25 protein-coding genes are annotated in these 25,809 nt (G+C 55.3%); 12 read left to right on the top strand and 13 right to left on the bottom strand.

Annotated features, from left to right (window positions below; all coding sequences use genetic code 11):
* The 7 genes from LMS44_RS17980 to LMS44_RS17950 all read right to left on the bottom strand — a co-directional run bounded on the left by LMS44_RS17980 (position 1) and on the right by LMS44_RS17950 (position 7,266).
* The gene (locus tag LMS44_RS17980; RefSeq protein ID WP_009287461.1) at positions 1-1,005 is read right to left on the bottom strand and encodes a hypothetical protein; all 1,005 of its coding nucleotides are present in this window, start codon (positions 1,003-1,005) and stop codon (positions 1-3) included.
* Positions 1,006-1,028: 23 nt separating this feature from the next.
* Positions 1,029-1,556: an acyl-CoA thioesterase gene (locus tag LMS44_RS17975; RefSeq protein WP_009287460.1), complete on the bottom strand. Its 528-nt coding sequence runs from the start codon at positions 1,554-1,556 to the stop codon at positions 1,029-1,031.
* A 91-nt stretch (positions 1,557-1,647) separates the two neighbouring features.
* The gene (locus tag LMS44_RS17970; protein ID WP_022522076.1) at positions 1,648-2,958 is read right to left on the bottom strand and encodes a short-chain fatty acid transporter; all 1,311 of its coding nucleotides are present in this window, start codon (positions 2,956-2,958) and stop codon (positions 1,648-1,650) included.
* 158 nt (positions 2,959-3,116) lie between these two features.
* Positions 3,117-4,415 (bottom strand): MATE family efflux transporter, encoded by a 1,299-nt coding sequence (locus LMS44_RS17965; protein ID WP_022522077.1) that lies wholly within the window; start codon positions 4,413-4,415, stop codon positions 3,117-3,119.
* 5 nt (positions 4,416-4,420) lie between these two features.
* The gene (locus tag LMS44_RS17960; protein WP_008957577.1) at positions 4,421-4,669 is read right to left on the bottom strand and encodes a YfhL family 4Fe-4S dicluster ferredoxin; all 249 of its coding nucleotides are present in this window, start codon (positions 4,667-4,669) and stop codon (positions 4,421-4,423) included.
* A gap of 222 nt (positions 4,670-4,891) precedes the next feature.
* Entirely contained in the window at positions 4,892-5,386 is a 495-nt protein-coding gene (coaD, locus tag LMS44_RS17955; protein WP_022522078.1) for a pantetheine-phosphate adenylyltransferase, read from the bottom strand.
* On the bottom strand, positions 5,383-7,266 hold the full coding sequence (locus tag LMS44_RS17950) for a beta-ketoacyl synthase (RefSeq protein WP_053857192.1): 1,884 nt from the start codon (positions 7,264-7,266) through the stop codon (positions 5,383-5,385). Before LMS44_RS17950 ends, coaD begins: the two co-directional genes overlap by 4 nt.
* Before the next feature lie 221 nt (positions 7,267-7,487).
* On the opposite strand from LMS44_RS17950, the gene trmB reads away from it, so the two are divergent.
* Genes trmB through LMS44_RS17920 form a run of 6 tightly spaced genes read left to right on the top strand, consistent with a single transcriptional unit; the run spans position 7,488 to position 14,342 of the window.
* A complete protein-coding gene (trmB, locus tag LMS44_RS17945) occupies positions 7,488-8,153 on the top strand; it encodes a tRNA (guanine(46)-N(7))-methyltransferase TrmB (RefSeq protein WP_022522080.1) in 666 nt (221 codons plus the stop codon).
* A complete protein-coding gene (locus LMS44_RS17940) occupies positions 8,150-8,479 on the top strand; it encodes a DMT family transporter (RefSeq protein WP_022522081.1) in 330 nt (109 codons plus the stop codon). Before trmB ends, LMS44_RS17940 begins: the two co-directional genes overlap by 4 nt.
* Before the next feature lie 9 nt (positions 8,480-8,488).
* The gene (gene dacB / locus LMS44_RS17935; protein ID WP_022522082.1) at positions 8,489-9,964 is read left to right on the top strand and encodes a D-alanyl-D-alanine carboxypeptidase/D-alanyl-D-alanine endopeptidase; all 1,476 of its coding nucleotides are present in this window, start codon (positions 8,489-8,491) and stop codon (positions 9,962-9,964) included.
* Positions 9,965-9,998: 34 nt separating this feature from the next.
* Positions 9,999-10,370 carry a diacylglycerol kinase gene (locus tag LMS44_RS17930; RefSeq protein WP_022522083.1) on the top strand — a complete coding sequence of 124 codons (372 nt, stop codon included), beginning with the start codon at positions 9,999-10,001 and terminating at the stop codon, positions 10,368-10,370.
* Between the two features lie 49 nt (positions 10,371-10,419).
* The gene (gene glnE, locus LMS44_RS17925) at positions 10,420-13,392 is read left to right on the top strand and encodes a bifunctional [glutamate--ammonia ligase]-adenylyl-L-tyrosine phosphorylase/[glutamate--ammonia-ligase] adenylyltransferase (protein ID WP_009287455.1); all 2,973 of its coding nucleotides are present in this window, start codon (positions 10,420-10,422) and stop codon (positions 13,390-13,392) included.
* A gap of 56 nt (positions 13,393-13,448) precedes the next feature.
* The gene (locus tag LMS44_RS17920; RefSeq protein ID WP_022522084.1) at positions 13,449-14,342 is read left to right on the top strand and encodes an AEC family transporter; all 894 of its coding nucleotides are present in this window, start codon (positions 13,449-13,451) and stop codon (positions 14,340-14,342) included.
* Positions 14,343-14,404: 62 nt separating this feature from the next.
* Here the strand turns inward: LMS44_RS17920 and LMS44_RS17915 are convergent, their stop codons facing one another.
* Positions 14,405-14,788, bottom strand: coding sequence for a hypothetical protein (locus LMS44_RS17915; RefSeq protein WP_022522085.1), 384 nt, complete (start codon positions 14,786-14,788; stop codon positions 14,405-14,407).
* A 186-nt stretch (positions 14,789-14,974) separates the two neighbouring features.
* On the opposite strand from LMS44_RS17915, the gene LMS44_RS17910 reads away from it, so the two are divergent.
* Entirely contained in the window at positions 14,975-16,600 is a 1,626-nt protein-coding gene (locus LMS44_RS17910) for a BCCT family transporter (RefSeq protein WP_009287453.1), read from the top strand.
* A gap of 278 nt (positions 16,601-16,878) precedes the next feature.
* Here LMS44_RS17910 and LMS44_RS17905 read toward each other — a convergent pair whose 3' ends face one another.
* From LMS44_RS17905 to LMS44_RS17895, 3 genes are read right to left on the bottom strand one after another with little or no spacing between them, the layout of a single operon-like run.
* On the bottom strand, positions 16,879-18,171 hold the full coding sequence (locus LMS44_RS17905) for a GGDEF domain-containing protein (protein ID WP_022522087.1): 1,293 nt from the start codon (positions 18,169-18,171) through the stop codon (positions 16,879-16,881).
* Positions 18,168-18,881, bottom strand: coding sequence for a substrate-binding periplasmic protein (locus LMS44_RS17900; RefSeq protein ID WP_022522088.1), 714 nt, complete (start codon positions 18,879-18,881; stop codon positions 18,168-18,170). The genes LMS44_RS17905 and LMS44_RS17900 overlap by 4 nt, the downstream gene beginning before the upstream one ends.
* 6 nt (positions 18,882-18,887) lie before the next feature.
* Positions 18,888-19,613, bottom strand: coding sequence for a substrate-binding periplasmic protein (locus LMS44_RS17895; RefSeq protein ID WP_498945915.1), 726 nt, complete (start codon positions 19,611-19,613; stop codon positions 18,888-18,890).
* A gap of 200 nt (positions 19,614-19,813) precedes the next feature.
* Here LMS44_RS17895 and LMS44_RS17890 point away from each other — a divergent pair, with 200 nt between their 5' ends.
* The 3 genes from LMS44_RS17890 (at position 19,814) to LMS44_RS17880 (ending at position 21,993) form a co-directional block, all read left to right on the top strand.
* Complete coding sequence (locus tag LMS44_RS17890; protein WP_278370586.1) at positions 19,814-21,205, top strand: MFS transporter; 1,392 nt, start codon at positions 19,814-19,816, stop codon at positions 21,203-21,205.
* Between the two features lie 8 nt (positions 21,206-21,213).
* Positions 21,214-21,741, top strand: coding sequence for a retropepsin-like aspartic protease family protein (locus LMS44_RS17885; RefSeq protein ID WP_159177302.1), 528 nt, complete (start codon positions 21,214-21,216; stop codon positions 21,739-21,741).
* Positions 21,742-21,813: 72 nt separating this feature from the next.
* Positions 21,814-21,993 (top strand): PLDc N-terminal domain-containing protein, encoded by a 180-nt coding sequence (locus LMS44_RS17880; protein WP_022522092.1) that lies wholly within the window; start codon positions 21,814-21,816, stop codon positions 21,991-21,993.
* Positions 21,994-22,155: 162 nt separating this feature from the next.
* Here LMS44_RS17880 and LMS44_RS17875 read toward each other — a convergent pair whose 3' ends face one another.
* Entirely contained in the window at positions 22,156-22,296 is a 141-nt protein-coding gene (locus LMS44_RS17875; protein ID WP_162836279.1) for a hypothetical protein, read from the bottom strand.
* A 230-nt stretch (positions 22,297-22,526) separates the two neighbouring features.
* Here LMS44_RS17875 and LMS44_RS17870 point away from each other — a divergent pair, with 230 nt between their 5' ends.
* Both LMS44_RS17870 and LMS44_RS17865 read left to right on the top strand, forming a co-directional pair.
* Positions 22,527-23,285, top strand: a complete 759-nt coding sequence (locus LMS44_RS17870; RefSeq protein WP_007113866.1) for a winged helix-turn-helix domain-containing protein — start codon at positions 22,527-22,529, stop codon at positions 23,283-23,285.
* A gap of 20 nt (positions 23,286-23,305) precedes the next feature.
* Positions 23,306-24,901 (top strand): ATP-binding protein, encoded by a 1,596-nt coding sequence (locus LMS44_RS17865; RefSeq protein WP_022522093.1) that lies wholly within the window; start codon positions 23,306-23,308, stop codon positions 24,899-24,901.
* On the opposite strand, the gene LMS44_RS17860 is transcribed toward LMS44_RS17865, so the two are convergent.
* Positions 24,864-25,802, bottom strand: a complete 939-nt coding sequence (locus LMS44_RS17860; RefSeq protein ID WP_278370587.1) for a LysR family transcriptional regulator — start codon at positions 25,800-25,802, stop codon at positions 24,864-24,866. The two genes, LMS44_RS17865 and LMS44_RS17860, sit on opposite strands and share 38 nt — an antisense overlap.
* Positions 25,803-25,809 lie beyond the last annotated feature (7 nt).

The raw sequence follows: 25,809 nt of genomic DNA, 5'->3' as shown, positions 1-25,809 counted from the left end.
TTACTCGTAGCGGTCTTTCCAGCCCTGGTGGCGCACCTGGTCTTTAAGCATTTCGAGGACGTCGTACAGCACCTGCTCGGTGACCCGATTGCTGCCTTCGTCAACCGTCAGCCAGGTGTCGAAGCCGCTGTCGGCGGTGCGCTCCACTAACTGCCTAAACTCATCCGAATGAATGCCTAGCAGCAGCTCATCGACTAGCCGTTGAGCAACGCCGCTGAGTGATGCTTCCATCGCGCTGGTGGCCTGCTGCCCCATGGGCAGGCGATTAAGGCGCTGAATCTCGGGGCTTTCCCGTAGCGTGCGGCTAACTAAATCACTGATTGCCGCCATAATGGATTGGCGGTTGTGCTGGTAGGCTTTGCCGATAGTGCTCTCCAGCCGCTGAGCGATCTCATGAATCAGCTGAGCTTTGCGGGGCATGATCACACGTTCAATGACGCGCTCGGTCAGCGAATCGCTGGCGCGTATCTGCTGCTGTACATTGCCCAATAGACGCAGGGCGATGCGGTCGGAAAGCTCCTCAAGCAGAATGTCGTAATACTTGGCCACAAATTGATAGATGTACCAGTGGGTAACATCAATAAGGCCGAGGCGATGCAGCCGATTGATTAACGATACAACGCGTAAAATACGCAGTAGTCGGAAGCCCGCGAGGGGAATGCAGCCCAGCACATCGTACCAGTGCACGAAGGGGTAGAAAAACCAGCGGTGGTAGCGCCGCTCGGCAATCGCGATTGACCAGCCCAGCAGTACGTCGGCGATAAAAAAGCTGACAAATACCAGGTCGATGGTGATAAAACGGCTATGAATCACGTCATCGTAGAAGGTGTGAAAACCGGGGGCGAGGTTGGCGATGCCCTGGTTAATAGGGTCAAGCAGAAACAGCGAATCAAACAGCAGTAGCGATAGATTAATCACCACTAGCGTCAGAATAAAAAAATCCCAACCAATATGGGCGTATTCAACCGCTTTAGGCAGGTGTGGATAGCGTTCCCTGGCGGGCATACGAACTCCTTGTCGTTGGGTCTTTAATGTGCCTGGGACTGGTAATGCTGCTGGGTCAGCAGTTCCTCTTTTTCTGCCTGTTTGCGTAATTTTTTGCGCAGTGCCGCCTTTTCAAAACGCAGTTCCTGGAGCGGTGTGGCCAACTTGAGCGGCGGTACGCTAGCGGGTTTACCATCAGCGTCCACTGCTACCATGGTGAGGTAGCAACTGTTGGTATGACGGATCAGCTTATTACGAATATCTTCAGCCACGACCTTGATGCCCACTTCCATCGACGAGCGACCAACATGATTAACACTGGCTAGAAAGGTGACCAGCTCACCGACATGAATCGGCTGCTTAAACAACACCTGATCCACTGACAGCGTCACCACATAGTGGCCCGAATAGCGGCTGGCGCAAGCAAAAGCGACTTCATCGAGCTTTTTAAGAATTGCACCACCATGCACTTTGCCGCTGAAATTCGCCATATCGGGCGTCATCAATACGGTCATGGAGAGTTCATGCTGCCCAGGCAGGGCAGCGTTAGCGCTGATTTCGGCGTCTGTCATTCGGTGCTCCTGCTCCTACGTGAGACCAATAACGGCTGCCCGTTACTCATATGCTGGGCAAACGGAGCGACGGGCAGTCATTGGAGGTTGTTTAAAACCATACCAGACCGACGGAAATAATAATGCCGGTGATAAAAAGCTGAATCAGGCAGAAGCCCATAATATCCTTCGCCTTTAGGCCCGCAATGGCGAGCACCGGGAGTGCCCAGAAGGGCTGTAGCAGGTTAGTCCAGGCATCGCCCCAAGCCACCGCCATGGCAACCCGCGGAATATCAGCTCCTAAGGCCTGAGCAGCCGGTAGCATCACCGGTGCCTGAACTGCCCACTGGCCGCCGCCGGAAGGGACGAATAGGTTGACAATACCCGCGCTGATAAACGACCAGAACGGCAGTGTATTGGTGGTGGCAAAGGAGACCAGCCACTCGGACATGCTCTCTGCTAGCCCGGACTGCACCATAATGGCCATGATGCCAGCGTAAAATGGGAATTGGATGACAATCCCTGCGCCGCCTTTAATAGCTTCGTGCAGGCTATTGAGCAGATTACGCGGCGTGCGGTGCAACACAATGGCTAGGAACAGAAACATAAAGTTAACGACGTTAAGGTTTAAGCCACCACCCCTTAGCAGGAAGTGATCAAGCAAGAACAGCAGCCCCGGCACACCGACCAGCAGGGCGAGGGTAAAGCTATTTTCCAGGCGTTCAGCAGGACGAGTAATGCGGCCAACCGGCTCGGGCTCTTCATTCAGAACATTTGGGTCGACATAGACACTATCCTTCTCATCCGGCAGCATCATGCGGTTTACCAGTGGGATGGCAATAAATAGGCAGGCCACAATAGCGAGGTTGAAGAAGGCGAAAATCGTAGAGCCGGTACCAATCACTCCAATTTGATCGGCGGAAAAATGCCCTTCGGTAGCGATGGTTAGCGGTATTGAGCCTGCCAAACCGCCGTGCCACACCACAAAGCCTGAGTAAGCACTGGCCACTAATAGCCGATAGTCAACGCGGATCAGCCGAGCCAGCTCTTTGGCAAATAGCGCGCCGACCACAAGGCCAAACCCCCAGTTAATCCAGCTGGCCGCCAATGAGACCAGCGTCACTAGGATGATTGCACCGCCAGGGGATTTAGCAGTACCGGCTATTTTCTGCAGAATGCGTTTTACTGGCGGTGAGCTTGCCAGCATAAAACCGGTGACCAGCACCAGCAGCATCTGCATAGAGAACGTCAGCAAGCCCCAGAAGCCATCACCCCAGAAGCGCAGTACTGCCAGCGGTGTTTGCCGCTCAATGGCGATTGCGGCGGCCGAGGCAATTAACGTCAGCAATAGTACGAAAATATACGGGTCGGGGAGATAGCGCTCCACCAGCTTTACCGCCGGTTTTGAGATCATTTTAAGCATGGGATGCTCTCTTTATTCATTATTAGGAAGTGGCTAAGCAAGGTCTTGGAAGTGTAACGGCATAGCTAATATACGGGTGAGTACGGAAATTTTCACGTTGAAGCTGCCCGCTTAATCTTACGTTAGCGTAGTTGAGGTTAATTGCGCCTGTTTTAACGCTAATGGTTTAACCGGTAGGGGCGATGGTAGTGAAAATAGTAGTAGACGATCAGCACCGCCGAGCGCACCAGCGTGAACAGCATAAACGCCAGCCAGAGCCCATGATTGCCCAATCCCTGGGTTAACCACCAAATGGGCAGGTAGGCGGCTAGGCCAATAAAGATACTGTTACGCATTTCACGTACCGCAGTGGTGCCAATAAACACCCCATCAAGGAGGTAGCTCCATACCGCAATCAGCGGCATGACGACCATCCAGGGCAAGTACTGCGCCGCAGTTGCACGCACCTCTTCAAGGCCGGTGAGCAGCGCTATGAGCGCATTGCCGCCCAGCGCGAACAGCAGGGCGGCAGCGCCAGCCGTCCATAATGAAAATCGCGCGGCGGCGCGCACAGTGGCGGCAAATTCCTGCCAATCCTGACGGCCATAGGCGCGCCCAATCAGTGATTCGGCAGCGTGGGCAAAGCCGTCCAGGGCGTAGCTGGTGAGCATGATAAATTGTAGCAGCACAGCGTTGGCAGCAAGCACTGTGTCGCCCTGGCGAGCGCCTTGAGCGGTAAAGAACGCCATGGCAAACAGCAGGCCGAGGGTGCGCACAAATAGGTTGGCGTTGACGTTAAACAGGGCTGTGTAAGCTGCGAGTGCCAGCAGACGCTCGCGCAAAAAATGGCCATCCAGTCGGGTTAGCTGGCGAAGCACCAGGTAGCTGCCAAACGCTAGGGCACTGTAGTCAGCGATTACGCTCGCCCAGGCCACGCCGTTGCTGGTCATTCCCAGACCCACCACAAACCATAAATCCAGCACGATATTAACGCTGTTGGTGAGCAGTAGAATCATTAGCGTAACGCGGGAGTTCTGTTGGCCCAAAAACCAGCCCAGAATGGCGTAGTTGGCGAGCACCGCCGGTGCAGACCAGAGGCGTATATGGGCGTACTCGCGGGCTAAATCGGTCGCTACTTCACTACCATCTAAGAGCCATAAACCGAGCGTAATCAGCGGCGAGGCAAACACAATCAGCAGGCTACCAATCACCAGCGCCATGATCAGCGACTGCCCCAGCAGGTTGCGCACGTCTGTATCGCTCTCGCGCCCCATGGCTTGGGCGACTAGCCCCGTAGTACCCATGCGCAAAAAGCCAAACCCCCAATAGAGGAAGCTAAACAGTGTGGCGCCGAGGGTAACGCCGGCTAAGTAGCGGGAGTCGGGCAAGTGCCCGACAACAGCGGTATCCACCAACCCGAGCAGTGGGACGGTGATATTGGAGAGGATGATTGGCCAAGCAAGGGCCCAAATCCGCATTGGGTTTAGGCGGCAGTGATGATGCGGTACTTCTTCATCAACTGTTCTTGGCTTTCGTGGCGTTCAGGGTCAAGTGGAATGCAGTCCACCGGGCAGACCTGTTGGCATTGAGGTTCGTCATAGTGACCCACGCACTCGGTGCATAGGTTAGGGTCAATGACGTAGATCTCCTCACCGGGGGAGATCGCATCATTGGGGCATTCGGGCTCGCAGACGTCGCAGTTAATGCACTCGTCGGTAATCATCAGGGCCATGGGCATACCTCGCAGATGGCATTAACACTCGGGCTTTGCACGAAAACTGCTTGCGCTCGTCCATACGTTGTTAAAAATCGGCTCAAAATACTCATTTACACCCTGTAAACTCCGTTTTTTCGCCGATTTTTGCCTAGTCTGGCCTTCGCTCAGCGACTTTTCGTACAAACCCCTAAGGTATCAATAGCAATACCTGAGTGTTTTACTCAACAATGGCGTTGGTTAGCTAGTGTAGTGGTTACGCAGCGCTTCGGCGACCTGAGGATGCACCAGGGGGGAAATATCGCCGCCAAGCTTGGCAATTTCGCGCACGATGGTTGAAGAGATATACGAATTTTCTACCGCGGGGGTTAAAAACACGCTCTCCAGCTCCGGATTTTGTGCGCGGTTCATATTGGCCAACTGCAGCTCGTACTCAAAGTCAGAGACCGCGCGCAGGCCGCGCAGAATGATTGTCGCACCCTGTTCGTGCATCATGGTTGTGAGCAGGGTCGAGAAGCCGATCACCTCAACGTTGGGCAGCGGCGCGCAGACCGCTTTCACTAAGCTCATGCGCGTTTCCAAGTCGAGGTGGGGGCTTTTGCCAGGGCTTGCCGCCACCGCGATGACCACTTTGTCGAACATCCGTGCGCCGCGCTCGATCAGGTCAAAATGGCCATTGGTGATAGGGTCGAAGGTGCCGGGGTAGACGGCGATATTCAGTTTGCGCGTGGTCATTCCTCGCTCTCCTCGTCCAGGCAGCCAAACGGGTTATCGCTGGTTAAGGAGACGGCGTGGTCGTAACCGGGGATATGAATCCGGTCAGCGTGAATATCCAGCTCTGGGCCCTCCAGCACCGCTTCACCAAACTGATAGCGTGGAGCGTAGTGGCCACGGTCTGCCTGGGCCAAGTAGGCCGCTGCCGCTTCGCGGGTGGTTTCGCGACGGGTTTTCCAGGCGTTCACCGCCGCCGCGCCGTGGCGCTGCGTCAGCAGGCGTTCGGTCACCGCAGGTGAAAGCACCACGCCGGTGGCGTTGTTGCCGCCGAAGCCCTTGGCGTTAATAAAAGCAGCGTCCGCGCGAAAAGTTTGTGCCGTTTGAGAAAAGCGCAGCCGCTCAGCATAGACATCGTCAGCCACCGTATCCAGCGTGGGAATGCCCGGCAGCAAGTCGTGGGCAAAACTACCCAGTGCGCTCGCCAACTGGTCGCCCGCCGCGGAGCCTTGTGAGTGGCCAATAAAGGCTTTAATCGCCACTACGGGCCAGTCGCTAATGCCGTTGGCGCGGGCAATTTCGTCGAACACATGGGATTCGGTAATGCGGTTTTTGGGTGTGCTGGTGCCGTGAGCGTGCAAAAAGCTGCGCTCTTTAAGGGATTTTTCTCCCAGCATATCGCGCACCAACGCAGTCGCTTTGCCGAGGGTGATGTAGTTGCCGATGCCCGGCGCCGAAATCGAGCGCTTGTAGCCATCGGCATTAACGAACACATCAGGCACCGCTCCGAGAATATCCGCGCCGACTTCCAACGCTAGGGCATCGTCCATCAGCAGCACGAACTGGCTGGCTTCCGCCATGGTAAAGCCACAGTTGCGCGCAAACGGACGGCAGGCGCGCTGATAATCGCTGTCGGTGAGCAGCTCCAGAGCATCCAGGGCTTTCAGGCCAGCGTCGTCAGCTAGCGCACCCATGGCCCGGAAACCCTCGATGATTTCCGGGGTGATGGGAGCGTCTGCAGTACCCACCATCACCACACGACGGCGTCCGGCGCGAATGTCATCAATACCCAGGCGCAGGTTATAGAGAAAGCTGGCACAGGCGCCTAACGCTGCGCCTGTGCCACCTACGCTACCCAGTACATAGGCATTCAAAAAGTCGGCGGGCATCTGACCATAGCCCAGAGGCATTTGCTTGGAGGTGGCGCGTTGACCACTCACCAGGCTTTTCAGTAAGCCGCCCCAGCCTTGATCGTCTAGCTGTCCAATGGAGTTCCCGGCGTACACGGCAATATGATCCGGATTTAACTGTTGGCGCAGCGTCTCCCAAGAAAGACCGCTGGCGCCCAGGCAGTCGCTGGCACCAAATACCGCCAGCGATAGCCCGCGGGGGTGGTGCACGCTGCGGTAGAGGTTTGCGGGGTCAAAGCCGCTGGGTAGCTGGGCCGCCGCGCGTACCTTGGGTAACTGCGCGTCGGGAAGCAGTACCTCTAACACCCCTGCAGGTACGCTCACCTCTACCTCGCGGACATCAATGTCGCGCACCTGCCAATCCTCCGGCAGGTGTTCGGGTAACTGGCGGCGGCGCAGGGTAAAGCGTAGCGGCTCGGCCAACTGCATACTGGCTTGCCGGTTTGACGGCATGCCAGGGTCGAGAAAGCGAGGGTCTTCGTTGCGTCGGATCAGGGTGTGGTTCAGCACCTGATCGCGCAGCGACTGCGCTGGAGCCTCTACGGGCTGACCTTGACTATCGTGCCACCCCTCTTCGGAGTGCTCGACTAGACGCATAAGCGCGGCCAAGCCTTCCAGTGTCTGGCGTTGCTGGTCAGCAGGAAGGGCATCAAGCACGGTGCGGCGGAAGGCCTGATGGCCAGAGGTTCTGCCAGCGGGATTGATGCCGCCCATGCCGACAATCACCGGTAAGTGTGACAAGCCGGGTTCCTCGTGGTGCGGTGGTGGTAATAACAATTATCGGCAAAAGTACTCGGTATATGATGCCTAGTACCATGCGCTTAATAAGTACGCTAAGAAGCACGTTATGCGTGATCATAGCACCGGCTGAGCAACGGCGTCATGCCGCAAGCGTTCGAGACTGATAGAATCACGCTTTTCAGCCGAGTAATGGCATGCAGCATACTTCTCGACCAGTGGTTTCTAATCAGCCAGGCCCACATCAGGATCTCGCCCGACGAGTGAGCCGAGCGTTAACGCATCCGCTACGTAAACCAATCGCCGAACACACGCAGCGCAGTTTCGCCCTGGCGGCAGAGTGGTTCGTGGGCCGTCAGGCACCGTTGATACTCGATTCGGGCTGTGGCGTGGGGATATCGACCCGCCAACTGGCGGTGCAGTTCCCTGCCCATGCGGTAATCGGCGTGGATCGCAGCGAGGATCGTTTGGGGCGCGATCACGGCCAGTTGCCTGACAATGCGCTGCTGGTAAGAGCGGATCTGGTCGACTTTTGGCGCTTGGCCTATCAGGCTGGCTGGGCGCCAGAGTATCACTTTCTCCTTTATCCGAACCCTTACCCCAAGGCGGGGCACCTAAAAATGCGCTGGCATGGCCATGCGGTTTTACCCACACTGTTGGCGCTTGGCGGGTGTCTTGAGTTGCGCTCCAACTGGTTCCTCTACGTTGAAGAGTTTGCTTTGGCAGTGGCACAGGTAACCGGCAAACAGGCAGCGGTGACTGAAATTGCGCCTAAAGGGGACTATTTAACCCCTTTCGAAGCTAAGTATGCTCAGAGTGGTCAGGTTCTGTGGCGTTTATGCGTTGAGTTGGAGCGAACATGACGTTTGTCTATTTGGTGTTGGCGATTGTGGCCGAAGTGATCGCCACGAGCGCCTTAAAAGCCTCCATGGGCTTCACGCGCCCGCTACCCAGCGTGGTGGTGGTAGTGGGTTACGGGTTAGCTTTTTATTTGCTCAGCCTGGTGCTGCGCACGCTGCCGGTAGGGGTTGCCTATGCGATTTGGGCAGGCCTGGGTATTGTGCTGGTCACCTTGGTCGGCATAGTGGTATTCGGTGAAAAGCCTGATTTGCCGGCGGTGATAGGAATTAGTTTGATAGTAGCAGGCGTGGTCATGCTGCAAATGTTTTCAAAAATGAATGTGCATTGAGGAGCTGTAATGGGGTGTTTTTTTGCTGTTAAGCGCATGCAGCGCTGGTCGCTGGTGACAGGTGTAGCCACATTGGCGCTGTGTGCCAGCACCAGTCTGTTCGCCGATTTCAATCGCCTGGGCCAACTGCAGAGCAAAGGCTTTTCGATTAGCGCGGAAGCACGCCTTTTGGATGCCGATGCAGGCGCCAATGCGTTGTTGGGCAGCATCACCCCGGATCGACAGCTGTCGCCCGCTTCGGTCACTAAAGCCTACTTGTCGGCGGCGGCGCTAAACCGTTTTGGCCCCCAGCACCGCTTTACCAGCCAACTGGTCAGCTCCGCTAGCATTGAAAATGGGGTGTTACGCGGTGACTTGGTGTTTGAGGGCGGCGGGGACCCGGGCCTAACCACTGAGAACCTTTGGCGCTTGGTGCAGCGTTTGCACTTAGCCGGGGTGCGTGAGGTAGAGGGGGCGTTGGTGGTCAGCCAGTGGCGCTTTGGGTCAGTGGACTGTATTACCACGGACCGCTGTAATGCCCTGACTCGGGTTGCCAATGCCTATAGCGCGCCGCTCTCCTCAGCTGGCGTTAACTTTGGTAGCTGGTGCGTTAATGTCGCACCAGCGACGAACGCGGGTGAGCCCGCCCAAGTGGGGCTATGCGATAGCCAGACGTCGCTGATCACCATTGATAACCAAGTAATCACCCGCCCCGCCAATAGCGGTACTGAGATTAGCGCTGAACGAATTACCGATGAGCGTGGCGACGTGATGCGCTTGACGGGGCAGATCTCCACCAATGCCACTGCACGCGATATCTACCGTGGCGCAGGGGATGCCGCCGAAACAACCGCGCAAGTGCTAATGGGCATGTTGAACCAGGCGGGTATACAGGTGCGCGAAGCGTGGCGCGTTAGCTCGTCTCAGCCGCCTAGCAGCGCCCAGCGTCTGGCGGCGGTGGACAGCCAGCCACTGCAAGAGCTATTGCTGCGCATCATGAACTACTCCAATAACTATATGGCCGATGTGCTGGCGCTGGATCTCGTCGAGACACCCCAGGCACAGCTACGCCAGGCGGGCCAGGCGATTGAAACTTACGCCCACAGCCTGCCCGGGCACGGGCCGTTAACATTGTATAGTGGTAGCGGACTGACCACTGAAAACCGCACATCGGCCCAGGGCGTTAACGTAATGCTGGAGGACATGTTTCGTCAAAGTAGCCTGTTTCCCAGCTTTGTGGCGGCCTTTCAGTCACCCGCTAACGGGGTAATGCGCTTCATTCGGCGAGGTTCCTCCACGTTTCAAAACAATGTCATGATCAAAACCGGCACGCTTAACCAACCTTTTGCAGTACGCGCCGCGGCGGGCTATTTTCGCACTGCGCAAGGGCGCTGGGGGGTGTTTAGTGTCATGGTCAATGGTAACGGCAGTACGCCTTATTTAAGCTGGACTGAAGTGCTGGATCCGTTGTCACAGGATCTAGAAGCAATGATGTTAGCGAATTGAACAAACTCTACGCTCACAAGGTGAGGCGATCTGCATGAAACCTGGGCATACCGGTTTAACACATTTGGTTCACTCCACGCGCTATTCGTGGAAAGGCCTGAAAGCGGCGTTCAGAAACGAGGCGGCTTTCCGTCAAGAGGTCGGCATTACGGTAGTACTGCTGCCGCTTGCCTGGTGGATCGGTGAAGGACCTATCAGTTGGCTACTGCTAGTGGGTAGTCTGTTTTTTGTACTGATAGTGGAGCTGCTTAATAGTGCGATTGAGAACGTGGTGGATCGGATTGGTACCGAGCACCATGAGCTTTCAGGGCGGGCCAAGGATATTGGTTCGGCGGCGGTGATGCTGTCGCTGATCATGGCCGGGCTTACCTGGGGGCTATTGGGCTGGGAAAAATTCTTTAGCTAAGCAGGTAATTGAAAGCGAACGTTTTTGACGCGCTGTCAGCGAGGTAGTTATGCAAGTGAACGACGATTTCTTACCGTTGTCGACGCTGCCAGCGTCGTTACATACCGCCACCCAATCCGCCTGGAAGCGGCTACGCGAGGCGCTTGCTCAAGCCGATAATGTCGCCGAGATGACCAAGCAGGAATTGCCTTCCAGTAATTGGCAAGGGCTTTCGGAGCAGCGTCGCGAGGCGCTTGCTAAAGTATTGACCATCTCGACCTTCGCGCTGGATACCTTGGTTCGCTACCCCCAGTGGTTGGCCGAGTTGGATATTGCCGGTGAGTTGGACGTAAACCCAGGTCGAGATGAGCTGGCTAGCTGGCTGAGTGAGTCACTTGAGAGTGCCGAAGACGAAGAGGCGATGCAGCGGGTAATCCGCCGTTTTCGTCGCAAGCGTATGCTGGGGATTATCTGGCGTGACCTTAACCGTGCCTCTGGCCATAGCATGTGGAGTACCGCCACGGCGGTGTCTGAGCTTGCCGAAATATGCTTGGAAGCGGCATTAACCTGGCTTGAACGTTTTTACGCGCCGCGTTGGGGCTTACCTGCCCCACGTAAAGACGGCACGCCCCAGCGTCTGGTGATTCTGGGTATGGGCAAACTAGGTGCTGGGGAGCTGAACCTCTCTTCCGATATCGATCTGATCTTTGCCTTCCCTGAAAAAGGTGAGACGCAAGGTGGGCGCAAACCGTTAGAGCACCAGGAATACTTTACCAAGCTGGGGCAAAAGCTGATTGCCGCCCTGGATGCCATGACCGCCGATGGCTTCGCCTTCCGTGTCGATATGCGCTTGCGGCCTTTGGGCGACGGCGGGCCGCTGGTGGGCTGTTTTGCCATGCTCTCTAGCTACTACCAGGATCAAGGCCGCGAATGGGAGCGTTACGCCATGCTCAAGGCGCGCCCGGTCGCGGGGGATCTGGACGCGGGCGATGAGCTGTTGGCCGGGCTGCGCCCCTTTGTGTATCGCAAATACCTGGATTTTGGCGCCATTGAGTCGCTGCGTGAACTGAAAGCGATGATCAACCGCGAAGTGAAGCGCAAAGGCATGCAGAGCAATATCAAACTTGGCTCCGGCGGCATTCGTGAGGTTGAGTTCGTCGTGCAGGCGTTCCAACTGATTCGCGGCGGCCGCGATACGGAGCTGCAGGTGACATCGCTAAAAACGGCGCTCAATCGTTTGCCCGAGCTGGGCCTGTTGCCGCAGGAAGTGGTCGATGAGCTGCTGCCTGATTATGCTTTTCTGCGCGATGTCGAACACGCTCTCCAAGCACTGGAAGACCGTCAGACACAGACCTTGCCCAGCGATGATGCTGATCGTGAACGGGTAGCCTTCGCCATGGGGCATGAAGATTGGCCGGGGTTGATAGCCCAGCTTGACGAAGTGCGCGAGCGGGTGCGCCAACACTTTGATGCCGTGATTGCCGACCCCGAAGAGGATGTCGATGAGGCCAACGATGATAGCCAGCTTGGCTTGGCTCAGTGGCGGCTTATTTGGCGCGGCGAGTTAGAAGTGCAGGAGGCCAGCGCGTACCTGGCCGAGGCGGGTTTTAACGAGCCAGAAAAAGCCTTGAAGCGGCTGCATAGCCTTTATCATTCTCGGCAAGTGCAAAGCATGCAGCGGATTGGCTTCGAGCGCTTGGATGCGTTAATGCCGCTGCTGTTGGATGCGGTGGCGGGCAATGAAGCACCGGATACCGCGCTTGAACGGGTACAGCCGCTGATTGAGGCCGTACTGCGGCGTACAGCTTACCTTGCGCTGCTGCGCGAAAACCCCCAGGCGCTCGAACACCTGATGCGCTTGTGCGCCGCGAGCCCCTGGATAGCTGAACAGCTGTCGCGTTATCCCATTCTGCTCGACGAGCTGCTGACGCCAGAAACGCTGTATACCCCCGCCGATAAAGCGCGCCTTGCCGATGAGCTGCGCCAAACGCTGAATCGTTTGCCAGAGGATGATGAAGAGGCCCAGCTAGAGGCATTGCGCGTTTTTAAACACGCTCAAACCCTGCACGTAGCGGCGTCGGATATCGTGGGTACTCGGCATCTAATGAAAGTAAGCGATTACTTAACCTATATCGCCGAAGTCATTCTCGATGCCGTGTTGGCGATGGCGTGGAAGCATATTACCCGCAAGCACGGTGTTCCTGAGGGGCTGAATGCCGGGGAAGCGGCTTTTCTGATCGTTGGTTACGGCAAACTGGGCGGCATTGAGCTGGGCTACAGCTCCGATTTAGATCTTGTTTTCCTTCACGATAGCGATGGTCAGGGCACAACTGATGGTCCACGACCCATTGATACGCCAGTGTTTTTTACCCGTCTGGGACAGCGTATTATTCACCTGCTCACCGCGGTAACGCCCACCGGCACGCTGTATGAAGTGGATATGCGCCTGCGGCCTTCGGGTAATTCAGGACTATTGGTGACATCGCTTAAAGCCTTTGCCGAGTATCAGCGTCAGAATGCCTGGACCTGGGAGCACCAGGCATTGGTGCGCGCCCGGGTGGTGGCGGGTAGCGATTCGCTGGCCGAGAAATTCAGTCAGTTACGGGGCGATATTCTAGGTGGTGAGCGAGATAAAGCTGCACTGCGCGAAGAGGTGGTCAAGATGCGTCAGAAAATGCGCGACCATCTGGGCAGTAAAACCACCAGCAATACCTTTAACGTCAAACACGATGCGGGCGGTATGGTGGATATCGAGTTTCTCTGCCAATACGCGGTGTTAGCGCTTGCTCACCAAACGCCTGCGTTACTTACCTACAGCGATAATATCCGCATTCTAGAGAGCCTGACCGAGAGTGGGCACTTACCAGCTGAAGAGGCAGAGCGTCTTCGCGAGGCTTATCTGGCTTATCGCAGCGCTACGCACCGAGCGGCGCTCACCGGTCAGAAAGCACTCAGCGATGGTGAGGAATTCCGTGCGCATCGCGATATAGTCACCGCGCTCTGGCAGCGCTTTCTTGAACCTTCCACCGCCGATAACCGCTAGTCAGACGGTAACCAGGACGCAACAGTGATAACAAGGAATAGGGCTGGGCGGTCCGTATGATTGGACATATTCTGGCCACGCTATTGCCAGTATTTTTAATCGCTGGCTGTGGCGCAGCCTATGGGCGCTACCGTACACCGGATATTCGCAGTCTCAATACCCTCAACATGGAGCTGTTCGTTCCGCTATTGGTGTTCGCCGTGCTGGCTGACCGGCAAGCGCCGTTAGCTGAGTACGCCTGGCTGGCCACGGCAGCGATAGCAGTAGTGCTGGGGTCGGGGCTTGTACTTTGGCCGCTGGCAAAGTGGCTAAAGCTGGATAGCAAAATCTTCCTTCCGCCGATGATGTTCAACAATGCGGGCAATATGGGCGTACCGCTGCTGGTGTTGGCATTTGGTGCTGAGGCGCTTCCTGCGGCGGTGGTGGTGTTTATCGTTGAAATGCTGCTGCACTTTTCGGTGGGGCTTTACATGCTTAACCCGCGCACTTCGCTATGGCGAATGCTGCGCATGCCAATTGTACTCGCGAGTCTGGCGGGTTTAGCGGTGAATATCAGTGGCCTGCCGCTGCCTGGCTGGCTGCTGGAGGCGATGCATATGCTAGGCGGGGTATGTATTCCGCTAATGCTGTTTGCGTTAGGGGTGCGGCTCTTGGAGATCGACTTTAGCGATTGGCGTATGGGGATACTGGGGGCGGTGCTGTGTCCGATTTCCGGATTAGTAATTGCTTTGCCGTTGATGTGGCTACTGCCACTAAATGCGCTTCAGGCGGCGGTGCTGCTGGTATTTGCGGCACTGCCGCCTGCGGTGTTGAATTACTTGGTCGCAGAGCAGTATAAGCTGGCGCCACAAAAAGTGGCTTCGCTGGTGCTGATTGGTAACCTGGGCAGTCTGGTCGTTATGCCGCTGACCTTGGCCGCGGCATTTACCTGGGTTTACGCGCCGCTGTAACAAAGTATACGGCACTAGGTGGCGCGAAAAAGTGACTAACGGGTTAACGATCATCTTTAACTTCATCGATCATCTTTAACTTCATAGCTGCCTTCCAAGACATCCTGATGACCAGGACGGTTTTGCGCAGACGTATGCGGGGAAGCATGTCCGTGAGAATGCCCTTGAGAATATCCCCCACCTATATCCTGTGCCTGCTGGGCGCGCATCTGCTCCATACGCTTTTTCATTTTATGGCGCATAAACGGCATCATTGCCCAGCCAATCAGCAAGAAAAACAGGCCGAGTACCACGCCGACTATCATTAACGCGCCAAACGCCAGCCACGTGAGCAGCAGCTTCAAGCTGCCCGCCACTCCGGTGGGTTGAGTTTGCGCAGCACGGGCGCGCCATTGGTTAGCCGCTTGCCATGCAGCGTTGCGTTGGTCGCGATTCATCTGTGGCATGAGAGCCTCCATCGGTTATTCGCACCCATTGGAACACAGTAGCTCTAGCAAGTTCACTGCTTGGCCACAGTGCGATTAGATTTTTCAACTGTTACCATTAAGCTGTACAAGGCAAGTTTAGTTGTACAAGCATGCGCTTAATACGCAGTGCTTACCTAAACAGAGCTCATTTAACAGGACGGTTATATGGCTAATCATGGAGGCAAGTCGGTATTCATCGCATCGGTGGTGATTATTTTTGGCTTGGTAGTTGTTGGGGCGTCATTTCCTGAAGGATTTGCAAACGTTGCAGAGGGCGCACTGACTACTGTTACCGGGCTATTCGGGTGGTTTTATCTATTTTCGGTTTTTGGTTTTGTCATTTTTCTGTTTGGTCTGGCGCTAAGCAAGTATGGCAAGGTGCGCTTAGGCCCCCAGGACAGTCGACCCAACTATACATTCTTTTCGTGGATCAGCATGCTGCTGGCCGCAGGCTTTGGTGTCGGACTGGTCTTCTATGGCATGGCGGAACCCATGTTTCACTTCATTGAGCCGCCCTATGGCGACAGAACCGCCGAAACCGAAGCGGCCGCCCGCTACGCTATTCAATACAGCTACTTTAACTGGGGGATACACCAGTGGGCAGCTTTCTCGATTGTCGGTTTGATCATTGCCTATTTTCAGTTCCGAAAAGGGCAGGCAGGACTGGTGTCGTCCGTACTGTCATCGATAACGGCTAAGAATCCTAAAATTCGTCCTTACGCTTCCTGGCTGGATGTATTTGCCGTGGTCGCCACCGTAATGGGGGTGGCTACCTCGTTAGGGTTAGGCGTGCTGCAGATGAATGGCGGTTTAAACGCTGTGTTTGGCCTGCCGGAGAACGGTTTCTGGCAGTTTGTGATTCTTTTCGTGATGTTCTGCGCCTATATGGCTTCCACCTGGTCGGGTTTGGATAAAGGCATTAAACGCCTCTCTAACCTTAATATGATTTTATGTATCGGGTTGATGCTGTATGTGCTGTTCACTGGCCCCACCGTGGCGATATTAGAGACCATCACGGTGGGGATTGGCGATTATCTGCAGAATTTTATCGGCATGAGCCTGCGCATTTCTCCCTATGGTGATAATGAGTGGGCAAGCAACTGGACGATTTTCTATTGGGCCTGGGTGATTGCCTGGTCGCCGTTTGTAGGTACCTTTATTGCCCGGGTATCACGGGGGCGTACCATCAAAGAGTATGTGTTTGGGGTGCTGTTCGTACCGCCGCTGCTGGCCTGTTTATGGATTGGCGTATTCGGTGGCGCGGCGCTGCACATGGAGTTGAACGGTACCGATATCGGTCTTGCTGCCGCAACCCAGGATAATATAACCGTCGCACTATTCGAGATGTTTGAGTTGATGCCCTTTACCGGCGTGCTGTCGGTCGTTGCGATGCTGCTGATCTTTATTTTCCTGGTCACCTCCGCTGACTCGGCCTCGTATATCGTGGCGCAAATGACCGATAATGGTTCGATCAATCCGCCGCTCTATAAGCGCGTCATTTGGGGTGTGCTGATCGCCGCTATTTGCCTGACGTTAATTGCCTCAGGTGGCTTAACGGGGCTGCAATCGGCTTCGGTGCTGTCGGCACTGCCGTTCACCTTTATCTTGTATATGATGGTGTTCGTATTAGTTCAGGAACTACGCGCCGACCGCAAGGCGATGCTAACGCAGCTTTATCGCCGCCATGGCGAAACGCCGGTGGGTGCGGACGCCTTTGAAGCCGAGCTGTTAGGTGAAGAAGAGCGCTTGCGCCGTGCACCGAGTGTGGTCAATCGGCGCATTAATAGTTAGCATCAGTCATCAGCACTAATAAAAAGTAACCAAGCCTTTGATTGCGGGGCAAGGTAGTTGGGGAGCAGCGACACATGAAGCGAAAATGCTGATGGCGCGGCAAGGGCGCCATGGAGCGACACGACGGCAGGCTAAAGGAGTTGCTTTCGATCGCTGGCTAGATAGGGTAGTCACAGTAGCGGTGCTAACGGCGATGATCATTGGTCTGGCTGCTGTGGCCGCTCACTGGCTGCTTTAAAGTACCAGCTCTGTGCAATATGTGTGCTTAACGCCCGGCTTTATGCCGGGCGTTTGCGTGTTTCGACCCGGTTTCGACCCAGTCGTTTGGCGTGGTAAAGGTGCTGGTCGGCACGCTCAATCAGCGCTTCAGCACTAATTGATAAGCCGGGCGACATGCTGGCAACACCCATGCTAACGGTAAGCTCTGAATGGGTGCTTGAAAAAGCATGAGGAATGGCCAGTGACAGCACTGCTTCGCGCAAGCAGTTGGCAACGCCCACAGCGTCGTCATGATCCTGACCTGGCAGTACACAGACAAATTCTTCGCCGCCGTAGCGGGCGAGTAAATCCCTGGCGGGGGCAATGCACTGATTGAGCGCTTTTGCTACGGCGCGCAGGGTGTCGTCGCCCATGGCGTGCCCATAATGATCGTTAAACTCCTTAAAGTTATCGATATCGATAAAAATCACCGATAGCGGCTGCTGGGTTTGCTGCGCCAAGTGCCAGTGTTGTTGATAAAACTCATCGAAGTGGCGTCGGTTCGCCACGCCCGTCAAGCCATCCATATTAGAGAGATGATGGAGCTGGTCGCGCTGCTCCAAGCCTTGCTGAAACGCGTTTAACAAATGATCCAAACTATCCACCAGATGCCCTAACTCATCATGCTGATGTCCTCGCAACATTGGCTTGGGCCACTGGCCGGGACGATTGGGATCGGTTTGGGCAATAGCTGCGTGTACCTTGAGCAATGGGCGAGTAATAAATAGATGAAAAAAAGCGATCACCACTAGGCTTAAAATAAACGCCTCTAAAATACTCACCCCGACCACCGTGTAAATACGCGCGAGGAACTGCTGGGTTAAGTAGCCTTCTGCCAGCATCAGCTCAATCTCGCCGACGACCGCTTCCGGCATGTCGCTGCCCATGTAGTAGGCGAGGTCGGTTTGGTGGTGCAGTATATCGCCAAATAAATATTGGCTGAGCCAAGTCGAATCAGCCTGTTTTGGCCTCTCAAATTCAGCCAGAGCGCGCCCAAAATCGTCACGAATCGACACCCATGCGACCTCGTCAGCATTAAATAGCCCATAGGCGATTTGGTGGGCGAGGTCGGGGTTAAGCTGGAAAGCGGCCTCTGCTGCGGCGCCGTTAACGACCGCCAACTGTTGAGTAATGCGTTGCTCGGTTTCCTGGCGCATATTGGTAGCGTGGCTGAGAAGTTCAATACTTCCTGCTACACCACTAATCAGCATAGCAATGAGCAGGGTGAGTAGCGCTTGCTTAGTGGTCAGGCTGCCTTTTTTAGGCGCGACGCCAGTGGTCAACATAGGAAAGCGAGGGCGGGGACTTATCACTGGCTCTCCCCCTGCAGGGCATCCAGCTGGGCTTGCAGTCGCTCCAGCAGTGCTTTCGAAACGTTGAGGTGGCAGGCGAGATAAAGCGGTGCGCGATAAAAAGTAAATAAATGCGCTAGCGCGATGTCCTGTTCATGTGCCATAAATTCACCGGTTGCTTTGCCTGTCACAATCACATCTAGTAGCCCCGCCTTTAAACGCGCGATATTTTCTCGCTCCGAAGGAGCAAGTAGCACATTAATGCCGCTATCAGCGACGTAATCGCCTATGGCATCTTCCCTAAAACTGCCCACTCGCCAAGCGTTCAGCCCGGAAAGTGAATCAACATTGAGCCCACGCTCGGCTAAACTGAACGCTGCCCATTCATTGTCGACCAGTGGCCCCACCCAGTGAAACAGCGCTTCACGCTCAAGGGTGCGGGTGGTGGAGTAGACGCAATGGTTCTCCCTTAAGCGTGCTTCGGTGTAAGCGCGTGCCCAAGGCAGCAGCCGAAAATTAGCCTCTATGTCAGCTTGGCGAAGCGCATCACGTAGCAGTCGCGTCGCACTACCGATTATTTGCCCTTGGTCGTCCGAATAATTGAACGGTGGATACTCTTCGGTATTGATCGTCAGCGGCATCGCATGAAGTGGCAGACTGCAGCTACCGATAACGGTGATCAGGGCAACGCCCATGCAGTATTGCCATCGGCGAGTTAGGTCGTTAGCCATCGTCAACTACCTCTCGACTCGTCCCGCTTGCACCCTGTTTAAGGCCTGCTGCATCAGCGCTACCAGACGTGGATCCGTGGCTTTGTTGATGGCAAAGTATAGCGAAGATTCGCTGAGGGTGTGTGTGGGGGTTAAAATATCTTTAGGATAACCTTCTGACTCCGCTATCCAGCCAGCCACATTCTGACTGTAAGCCCATAGGTCAACTCGCCCGCGGGTTAGCATATTGAGTGCGCTTCGGTTATCAATAGCGGATACGAGTAAGTGCTCAGGATAGCCAGCTTCCAACAGTGCCTGGGCACCGATATCTTCCCGAATGACCGCTACGGTCAGGCCGCGATCAATCGCTTGAGCCAAAGCATCAACCACAATCGGTGCGTCGCGGTGGGCTAGCAGTACGACCCGGTCTTGAGCAATCGGCCCCACCCAGTGGAAATTGACCTCTCTTGAGGGCGTACGCGTAGTGGAAAATAGCACCGTATTAGGTTGGCTGCGCGCCAGCTCATAGCCGCGAATCCAAGGGTAGTGACGGACGTCATTACGGCTTAATGGTGTTTCTGTCGCTGCAAAAATAGCCTCCAACAAATCAATCGATATCCCGGTTAATTGCTGATTATCGATATAGTTATAGGGCGGGTACTCTTCAGTAATAAAGGTTAATGCCGCCAAGGTGTCGGGCTCATCAGCCTGTCCGCTTGCGACGATTGCCAGCCAGAGGCATAGCGTGGCCATCAACCTGGTTAAGGGTTGTCGGTACACTGGCCGTAGAGATGGCTGGGCTAATCCCATCGCAGTTCTATCCGTATTACTGATCAATCAATCAAACTTAGAGCAACGCTGGTCGGCTGTCATCTCTAATCTGCCAACGCAAGCCGTGGCGCCTTGGCGGTTCTATCTGCTAGCCTTACGGCTTCCCCTGTGAGAGAAAACTAATGCTGCCTGCTAACACTGCTAAGGCGACGGATGGCTACGCATCGCATCGAGAAATTTTCGGCTGGGCGATGTTTGATTTTGCCAACCAGGCCTACACGCTTTTGATTATTACCGTGGTATTTGGCGAGCTTTTCACCACAGTCATTGTGGGGGATCGGGGCGATAATTTCCGGTTGGCCAACTTTTTGTGGAGCCTGGCCCTGGCGATTAGTTATCTAATGGTGGTGATTACCGCGCCGTTGTGCGGAGCGGTGATGGATTACCGGGCGGAGAAAAAACGCTTTCTGCTGATTAGTTATCTCGCCACCGTGGTCACTACGGGTATGCTCTACTTCGTTGAGCCGGGCTATGTCGTTATCGGCTTGTTATTGATCGTGCTGTCTAACTACGCGTACTCCATGGGGGAGTCATTTATTGCTGCATTTTTACCTGAACTTGGGCCGCCGCAGTCGCTGGGCAAAATTTCTGGCTTTGGCTGGGCGCTCGGCTACATCGGTGGACTGTTTGCGGCAGGTTTTACCCTGGTGGTGCTAGGCGAGGCCAGCGCGGAAAACTTTGAGCGCATACGCTGGGTGGGGCCCTTTGCGGCCGGCTTTTTTCTGATTACCGCTATTCCTACGTTTTTATGGCTAAAAGAGCGTGGCACCCCTCAGCCCCGTGGCGTCTCTTATCGGCATATTGCCCTGAACCGCGTCACCACCACCCTTCACGAGCTGCGCTATTTTAAAGATCTGACGGTGTTTTTGATTTCACTGCTGTTCTCGATGGCTGGCGTCTACATCATCATCGCGTTCGCCTTTATTTATGGCGCTCAAGTGATCGGTTGGGATGAAAGCGTACGCAATATCATGTTTATTATTGTCCAAGTGACCGCTGCAGCGGGGGCTCTGGGGTTTGGCTGGATACAGGATCAGCTAGGTGCCAAGCGAACGTACCAAATGACCCTGGCGCTATGGGTGCTGGCGATTATTGCTATCTGGGCAACGCCGGAGATGACGCAGTGGGTAAACGGGCAGTTTGACCTGCAGTGGCAGGCACAGTACGTATTTTTGATAGTCGGCTGCCTGGCGGGGCTTAGCCTGGGTTCCAGCCAATCTGCCAGCAGGGCTCTGGTGGGGCTATTTTCACCCTTGGAGAAATCAGCCGAGTTCTTCGGCTTCTGGGGGCTGGCGAATAAGTTGGCAGGGGTGTTGGGGATCGTCATGCTGGGGGTGTTGCAGACGCTGGTTGGTTTGCAAGCGTCTATTCTATTATGTGTTGCCCTGTTCGTTATCGCGATGCTGATTTGCGCCAGGGTCAACGAGCGCCGTGGTCGGGAGGCGGCGCTTGCCTGGGAAGCCAACAGCTATAGCAACACTAATAACGCTAACGAGGCATCCTTACCTCAGTGAGGTGGAGCATGGCAACGCACCTGGCAGGTCAAACAGCGCAACGCGGTGGTATCGTTATGATGCTGCTGTTTTGGGTGCTGTTAATGGCGGTGGGCACTTGGTGGATTCACGGTGGTCTCGAAGAGATGATGCGCCCGAACGCGAATATTGTGCATACGCTACCTGCAGGTGAGCCGGTTACCTTAAAACGTAACCGGGCAGGGCACTTTGAAGCGCCGGGACGCATCAACGGCACGCCGGTGACCTTTTTGCTCGATACTGGCGCCACCTATGTCGCCATACCGGTCGATTTGGCTAGCGAGTTAGGCCTAAAACCGGGACGCCGCGCTTGGTTCAATACCGCCAATGGTCGAGTTGAAGGTACTTTAACCGAACTCAATGAGGTTTCTCTGGGCGGTCTAAAAGTGCAGAATGTGCAGGGGTCTATCAGCCCCGGCATGGAGCGTGACACCGTTCTACTCGGCATGAGCTTTTTAAATTTATTGTCGATTGAAATACAGTCGGGTGAGATGGTGTTGAGCCTTCCCGAGCAGTGAGTTCGGCTTGTGAATGTGCCACTGATATGATTGTCTAAATTAATACGAGTGCCAACATGCTAAGGAGTTGCTATGGGCATTGAAGTAGGTGGTTTATTAGGGCTAATTTGGCTCATCATTGTGATCTGGGCCATTGTGAAAGTAGCCAAAAGCGGCGCGGGTGGTCTTGCTAAGCTGATATGGATCCTGGTGCTGCTGTTTTTCCCGTTAGTCGGCTTAATTGCATGGTTTCTGTTTGGGCCCAAAGGGTAGCCGCTGAAAAGCAAAGCTGTTGAAAAGCCCGCTTCGTGCAATTGCGTCAAAATGTGTAGTCGAAAAAAGTAGTTGTAAAAAAGTAGCTAAGTAAAAAAAGGCAGGCCACTGGTGGTCTGCCTTTTTAAGTATGCTTTAGCAATAGATATACTTAACCAAACATTACTCAATGGTGTCGTTTTCTTCCCCTGGCGGCGCCTTGTAATGCCCTGGGATTTTTAACTTCTCCCCATTGGGCAGGTCGCGCACTTGGGCTGGAACGTAAACACGCTTAATGACACTTTTCGTTTTGCTACTTCCCATGGCAGGTTCCTCCTGTCAAATTGTCGACAGTTCGCGCCTTAACAGTAGCTTCCGCAGGTGCGAGAATCAAGTATCGGGCCTTGTCTACCGATCAATGCGCATGATTGTAACGACAGAAGCGGGTGTTTTGATAGTTTTGAGTTATCCTGAGTGCCAATCATAGGGCGCCTGCGTTGGTATTGGGTGAGCGGGTGAAAAAATAAACAGCCTAAGCGGAGTGCATAAAGAGGATGGTAGATCATTTGGAACAGCAATTTCAGGCGCTTGAGTCGCAAGAGTCTGTAATGCCTGACTATCCTGATCAAGATCATGTCCTGATCATTGAGGATGACCAGCGTTTAGCCGAGCTGACCCGTGATTACTTGGAAGCGAACGGCTTCCAAGTAACGCTGGAAGCTGACGGTGCGAAAGGGGTCGACCGTATTTTAACCCTACAGCCCGATCTGGTGATTTTAGACTTAATGCTGCCGGGGGAGGACGGCCTGGCGATTTGTCGTCGTGTTAGACCCAATTTTGCCGGCCCGATCATGATGCTGACCGCTCGCACCGATGATCTTGATCAGGTCTTGGGGCTCGAAATGGGCGCCGACGACTACGTGCCGAAGCCGGTTCAACCGCGGGTGCTATTGGCGCGTATGCGCGCGCTGCTGCGCCGTGCCGACGGGCCGGCACCAGACGGCGAAATGCGGCTGCGTTTTGAAAACCTGGAGATCGATAACGCCACTCGTGAAGCCTGGCTTTCAGGCGAGCGAATTGACTTAACCAGCGCTGAGTTTGACCTACTTTGGTTGCTGGGCCGTAACGCTGGCCGAGTACTCACCCGCGAAGAGATATTCAGCGACTTACGGGGCATTAAGTACGACGGCCAAGACCGCTCGATTGATGTACGCGTATCGCGCATTCGACCCAAAATTGGCGATGATCCGAATCAGCCTCACCGGATCAAAACCGTGCGCAGCAAAGGTTATCTTTTCGTCAAAGACAGTTGATCATTCAGAGGGATGGCATCATGCGGCGGGTGCTCAGTAACGGCTCGTTTTTACGCTTCTATTTGCTGTTGGGCATCGCGCTATTAGTGGTTTTTGTGATCGCCTTAGCGGGGCGCTCCTTTATCGAACAGGTGCGCCGTGAAGACTATCGAGAGCAGCTCGCCGCGCTGCCTATGTCGTTGATGACGCAACAGCTCGCCGACGCACCGGTTGAACAGCGAAATGCTCTGCTTGAGCGTTTTTCGGAACAGCTCGATTTACAGCTGACCCTGCAGCCTATCAGCGATGCGGATTTGGGATTTTTCGAACGGTCACGTCTGGAGCAGGGCAAAATACTGGTCGCTGAAAGCCCCTGGCTACTGCAACAGCGTTTGCCCGGCGACACTTGGCTGCTGCAAGCACGACTCGATGACTGGAGTGAGCACCAGTGGCATGGCAGCATTGAGTTGCTTGGTGGGTGGCTCGCGGCAGCGTCCGCGGCAGAGCGTGATGGCCGCATTGCCCAATTGCGTCCAGGGAGTTGGCCGTTGCAGCTTTTGCCTTCGTTGCCTGCGGGACTAACGGCGGCGCAGCAGGCTCAACTGGCCAGGGGCAACGTCATCACCCAACTCGTTTCTGATAAGCTTTCAATTACGCTGCTCTATCAGTTGCCAGGCGAGTCACAATGGCTGCAAGCGGGGCCTATTTCCCGCGGCGACACCTTACCGCTGAATTTGCACTTACCCCTTTTGATGGGGCTGATGATCGTTCTCAGCCTGATTATTTATTTGATTATGCGCAGTATCGAAGCCCGCATGGCGCGGCTGGAGCTGGCTGCCACGCGGATTGCCAGTGGCCGCCTGGAAACCCGGGTAAAGGTAGAGAGCGGCGACTTTTTAGGCCGCTTGGGGATGGCTTTTAATGGCATGGCCAATCAGGTGCAGAGCCTGCTGCGCGGTCAACAGGAGATGATTCGGGCGGTTTCCCACGAGCTGCGCACCCCGGTCGCGCGTATTCGCTTTGCCGTGCAGATGGTCGAGGATATGACCGATCAACCCGCCATTCGCCGCCAGCTTCAGGGGATCGATGCGGACATTGCCGAGCTCGATGAGTTAGTTGATGAAATTCTCACCTATGCACGACTGGGTGGAGAAACGGTTAATGGCGCTGAGCTTGAAACGGCGCTGGTAGAGTGTCGGGCCATGGCGGAACGGGTGATTGATACGCTGTCGCCGCTGCATAGGGGCTTAGCGTTGGCGCTTGCGCCTGGTCCTGAAATCGAGCTGCTGGCGGAGCCGCGCTATCTTCAGCGTGCGGTGCAGAATTTAGTCGGCAACGCCTGCCGCCATGCCAAGTCCCAGGTGATGATTCACCTCTGGGATGAGCCCAATCTGGTGCGTATTGACGTTGAAGACGACGGCCCCGGCATTCCGCCGGAAGCGCGGGCGGATATTTTCAAGCCGTTTGCCCGTCTGGACGATAGCCGTGCTCGCAGCTCTGGTGGCTACGGGTTAGGGCTTTCGATTGTGCAGAAAATCATGGCCGGGCACGGTGGTAGCGTGACCATCGATACCAGTCCCACTTTGGGCGGCGCGCGCTTTACACTGCTGGTTCCGCGTCGCGATCCGCAGGCTTGATCCCGGATAGCACTGCAAAGGAGGTCTCCCGTGCCGTGCGTAAAAAATCCTGCATCCATGGCGCTTCGCGGGTCTCTTCGCGAATCGCCGCATACAGCGTGCTCCATACCCCATGCTCGCCTAGCTTCACCGCGCTAACGTAATCGCGCTCTAAATACTCGGTGAGTGCCCAGTTGGGTAGTGCACACACGCCACGCCCGCTGGCCACCAGCTGCATCATCATAATCGTCAATTCGGCGGTACGAATCTCCTGAGGACGCACGTTCGCCGGTTGCAAAAACTGGGTGAAAATATCCAATCGCGACTGCTCAACGGGGTAGGTAATCAACGTTTCCTCAGCCAGTGCCTGGGGCTCTATAAACCCCCGGCCAGCAAAAGGGTGCTGGCGGGCGACGGCCAGTAACCCTTCATAGCGAAACAGCGGGGCGTAGTGAATGCCCTCAAGGGGCTGGGGGTCAGCGGTGATCACCAGATCCAGCTGCTCTCGGGCAAGCGCCGGAAGCGGGTCAAAGTGGTGTCCACTGGGAATGTCGATTTCCACTTCCGGCCAGTGATCGCGAAAATAGTCCACTGTGGGCATTAGCCACTGAAAGCAGCTGTGGCACTCAATGGCCATATGCAAACGCCCCTGCTCGGTGCCTGCCAGGCGCGCCAAATCACGCTCCGCCTTGCGTACTTCAGGCAGTACCTGGTCGGCTAGGGCGAGCAGCCGCAGCCCCGCGCGGGTGAATTCCACCGGGCGGGTTTTACGCACAAAAAGCGCGCTGTCCACGCGGCTCTCAAGATCTTTAAGCTGGTGCGAAAGCGCCGATTGGGTCAAATGCACGCGATCGGCAGCATCGACCAGGGAGCCGGTTTCGCGCAGAGCCAGCAGTGTGCGTAGGTGTCGTAACTCAATCATGTAGTGG

Origin of the sequence: Halomonas profundus, from assembly GCF_020865425.1 — a bacterium.
GTDB lineage: Bacteria > Pseudomonadota > Gammaproteobacteria > Pseudomonadales > Halomonadaceae > Vreelandella > Vreelandella titanicae.
Note: the sequence above shows the minus strand (reverse complement) of the source record. Positions and strands in the feature narration are given on the sequence as shown.

Bases quoted from the DNA above. Each gene is read 5' to 3' on its own strand.
- LMS44_RS17920 (WP_022522084.1), top strand. From the start codon at position 13,449: ATGATTGGACATATTCTGGCCACGCTATTGCCAGTATTTTTAATCGCT.
- LMS44_RS17965 (WP_022522077.1), bottom strand. From the start codon at position 4,415: ATGCGGATTTGGGCCCTTGCTTGGCCAATCATCCTCTCCAATATCACC.
- LMS44_RS17870 (WP_007113866.1), top strand. From the start codon at position 22,527: ATGGTAGATCATTTGGAACAGCAATTTCAGGCGCTTGAGTCGCAAGAG.
- LMS44_RS17960 (WP_008957577.1), bottom strand. From the start codon at position 4,669: ATGGCCCTGATGATTACCGACGAGTGCATTAACTGCGACGTCTGCGAG.
- LMS44_RS17940 (WP_022522081.1), top strand. From the start codon at position 8,150: ATGACGTTTGTCTATTTGGTGTTGGCGATTGTGGCCGAAGTGATCGCC.
- LMS44_RS17880 (WP_022522092.1), top strand. From the start codon at position 21,814: ATGGGCATTGAAGTAGGTGGTTTATTAGGGCTAATTTGGCTCATCATT.
- LMS44_RS17975 (WP_009287460.1), bottom strand. From the start codon at position 1,556: ATGACAGACGCCGAAATCAGCGCTAACGCTGCCCTGCCTGGGCAGCAT.
- LMS44_RS17915 (WP_022522085.1), bottom strand. From the start codon at position 14,788: ATGCCACAGATGAATCGCGACCAACGCAACGCTGCATGGCAAGCGGCT.
- LMS44_RS17890 (WP_278370586.1), top strand. From the start codon at position 19,814: ATGCTGCCTGCTAACACTGCTAAGGCGACGGATGGCTACGCATCGCAT.
- LMS44_RS17910 (WP_009287453.1), top strand. From the start codon at position 14,975: ATGGCTAATCATGGAGGCAAGTCGGTATTCATCGCATCGGTGGTGATT.
- LMS44_RS17875 (WP_162836279.1), bottom strand. From the start codon at position 22,296: ATGGGAAGTAGCAAAACGAAAAGTGTCATTAAGCGTGTTTACGTTCCA.
- LMS44_RS17980 (WP_009287461.1), bottom strand. From the start codon at position 1,005: ATGCCCGCCAGGGAACGCTATCCACACCTGCCTAAAGCGGTTGAATAC.
- LMS44_RS17895 (WP_498945915.1), bottom strand. From the start codon at position 19,613: ATGGCCACGCTATGCCTCTGGCTGGCAATCGTCGCAAGCGGACAGGCT.
- LMS44_RS17970 (WP_022522076.1), bottom strand. From the start codon at position 2,958: ATGCTTAAAATGATCTCAAAACCGGCGGTAAAGCTGGTGGAGCGCTAT.
- dacB (WP_022522082.1), top strand. From the start codon at position 8,489: ATGGGGTGTTTTTTTGCTGTTAAGCGCATGCAGCGCTGGTCGCTGGTG.
- LMS44_RS17885 (WP_159177302.1), top strand. From the start codon at position 21,214: ATGGCAACGCACCTGGCAGGTCAAACAGCGCAACGCGGTGGTATCGTT.
- trmB (WP_022522080.1), top strand. From the start codon at position 7,488: ATGCAGCATACTTCTCGACCAGTGGTTTCTAATCAGCCAGGCCCACAT.
- LMS44_RS17930 (WP_022522083.1), top strand. From the start codon at position 9,999: ATGAAACCTGGGCATACCGGTTTAACACATTTGGTTCACTCCACGCGC.
- LMS44_RS17865 (WP_022522093.1), top strand. From the start codon at position 23,306: ATGCGGCGGGTGCTCAGTAACGGCTCGTTTTTACGCTTCTATTTGCTG.
- LMS44_RS17950 (WP_053857192.1), bottom strand. From the start codon at position 7,266: ATGGGCGGCATCAATCCCGCTGGCAGAACCTCTGGCCATCAGGCCTTC.
- coaD (WP_022522078.1), bottom strand. From the start codon at position 5,386: ATGACCACGCGCAAACTGAATATCGCCGTCTACCCCGGCACCTTCGAC.
- glnE (WP_009287455.1), top strand. From the start codon at position 10,420: ATGCAAGTGAACGACGATTTCTTACCGTTGTCGACGCTGCCAGCGTCG.
- LMS44_RS17900 (WP_022522088.1), bottom strand. From the start codon at position 18,881: ATGGCTAACGACCTAACTCGCCGATGGCAATACTGCATGGGCGTTGCC.
- LMS44_RS17860 (WP_278370587.1), bottom strand. From the start codon at position 25,802: ATGATTGAGTTACGACACCTACGCACACTGCTGGCTCTGCGCGAAACC.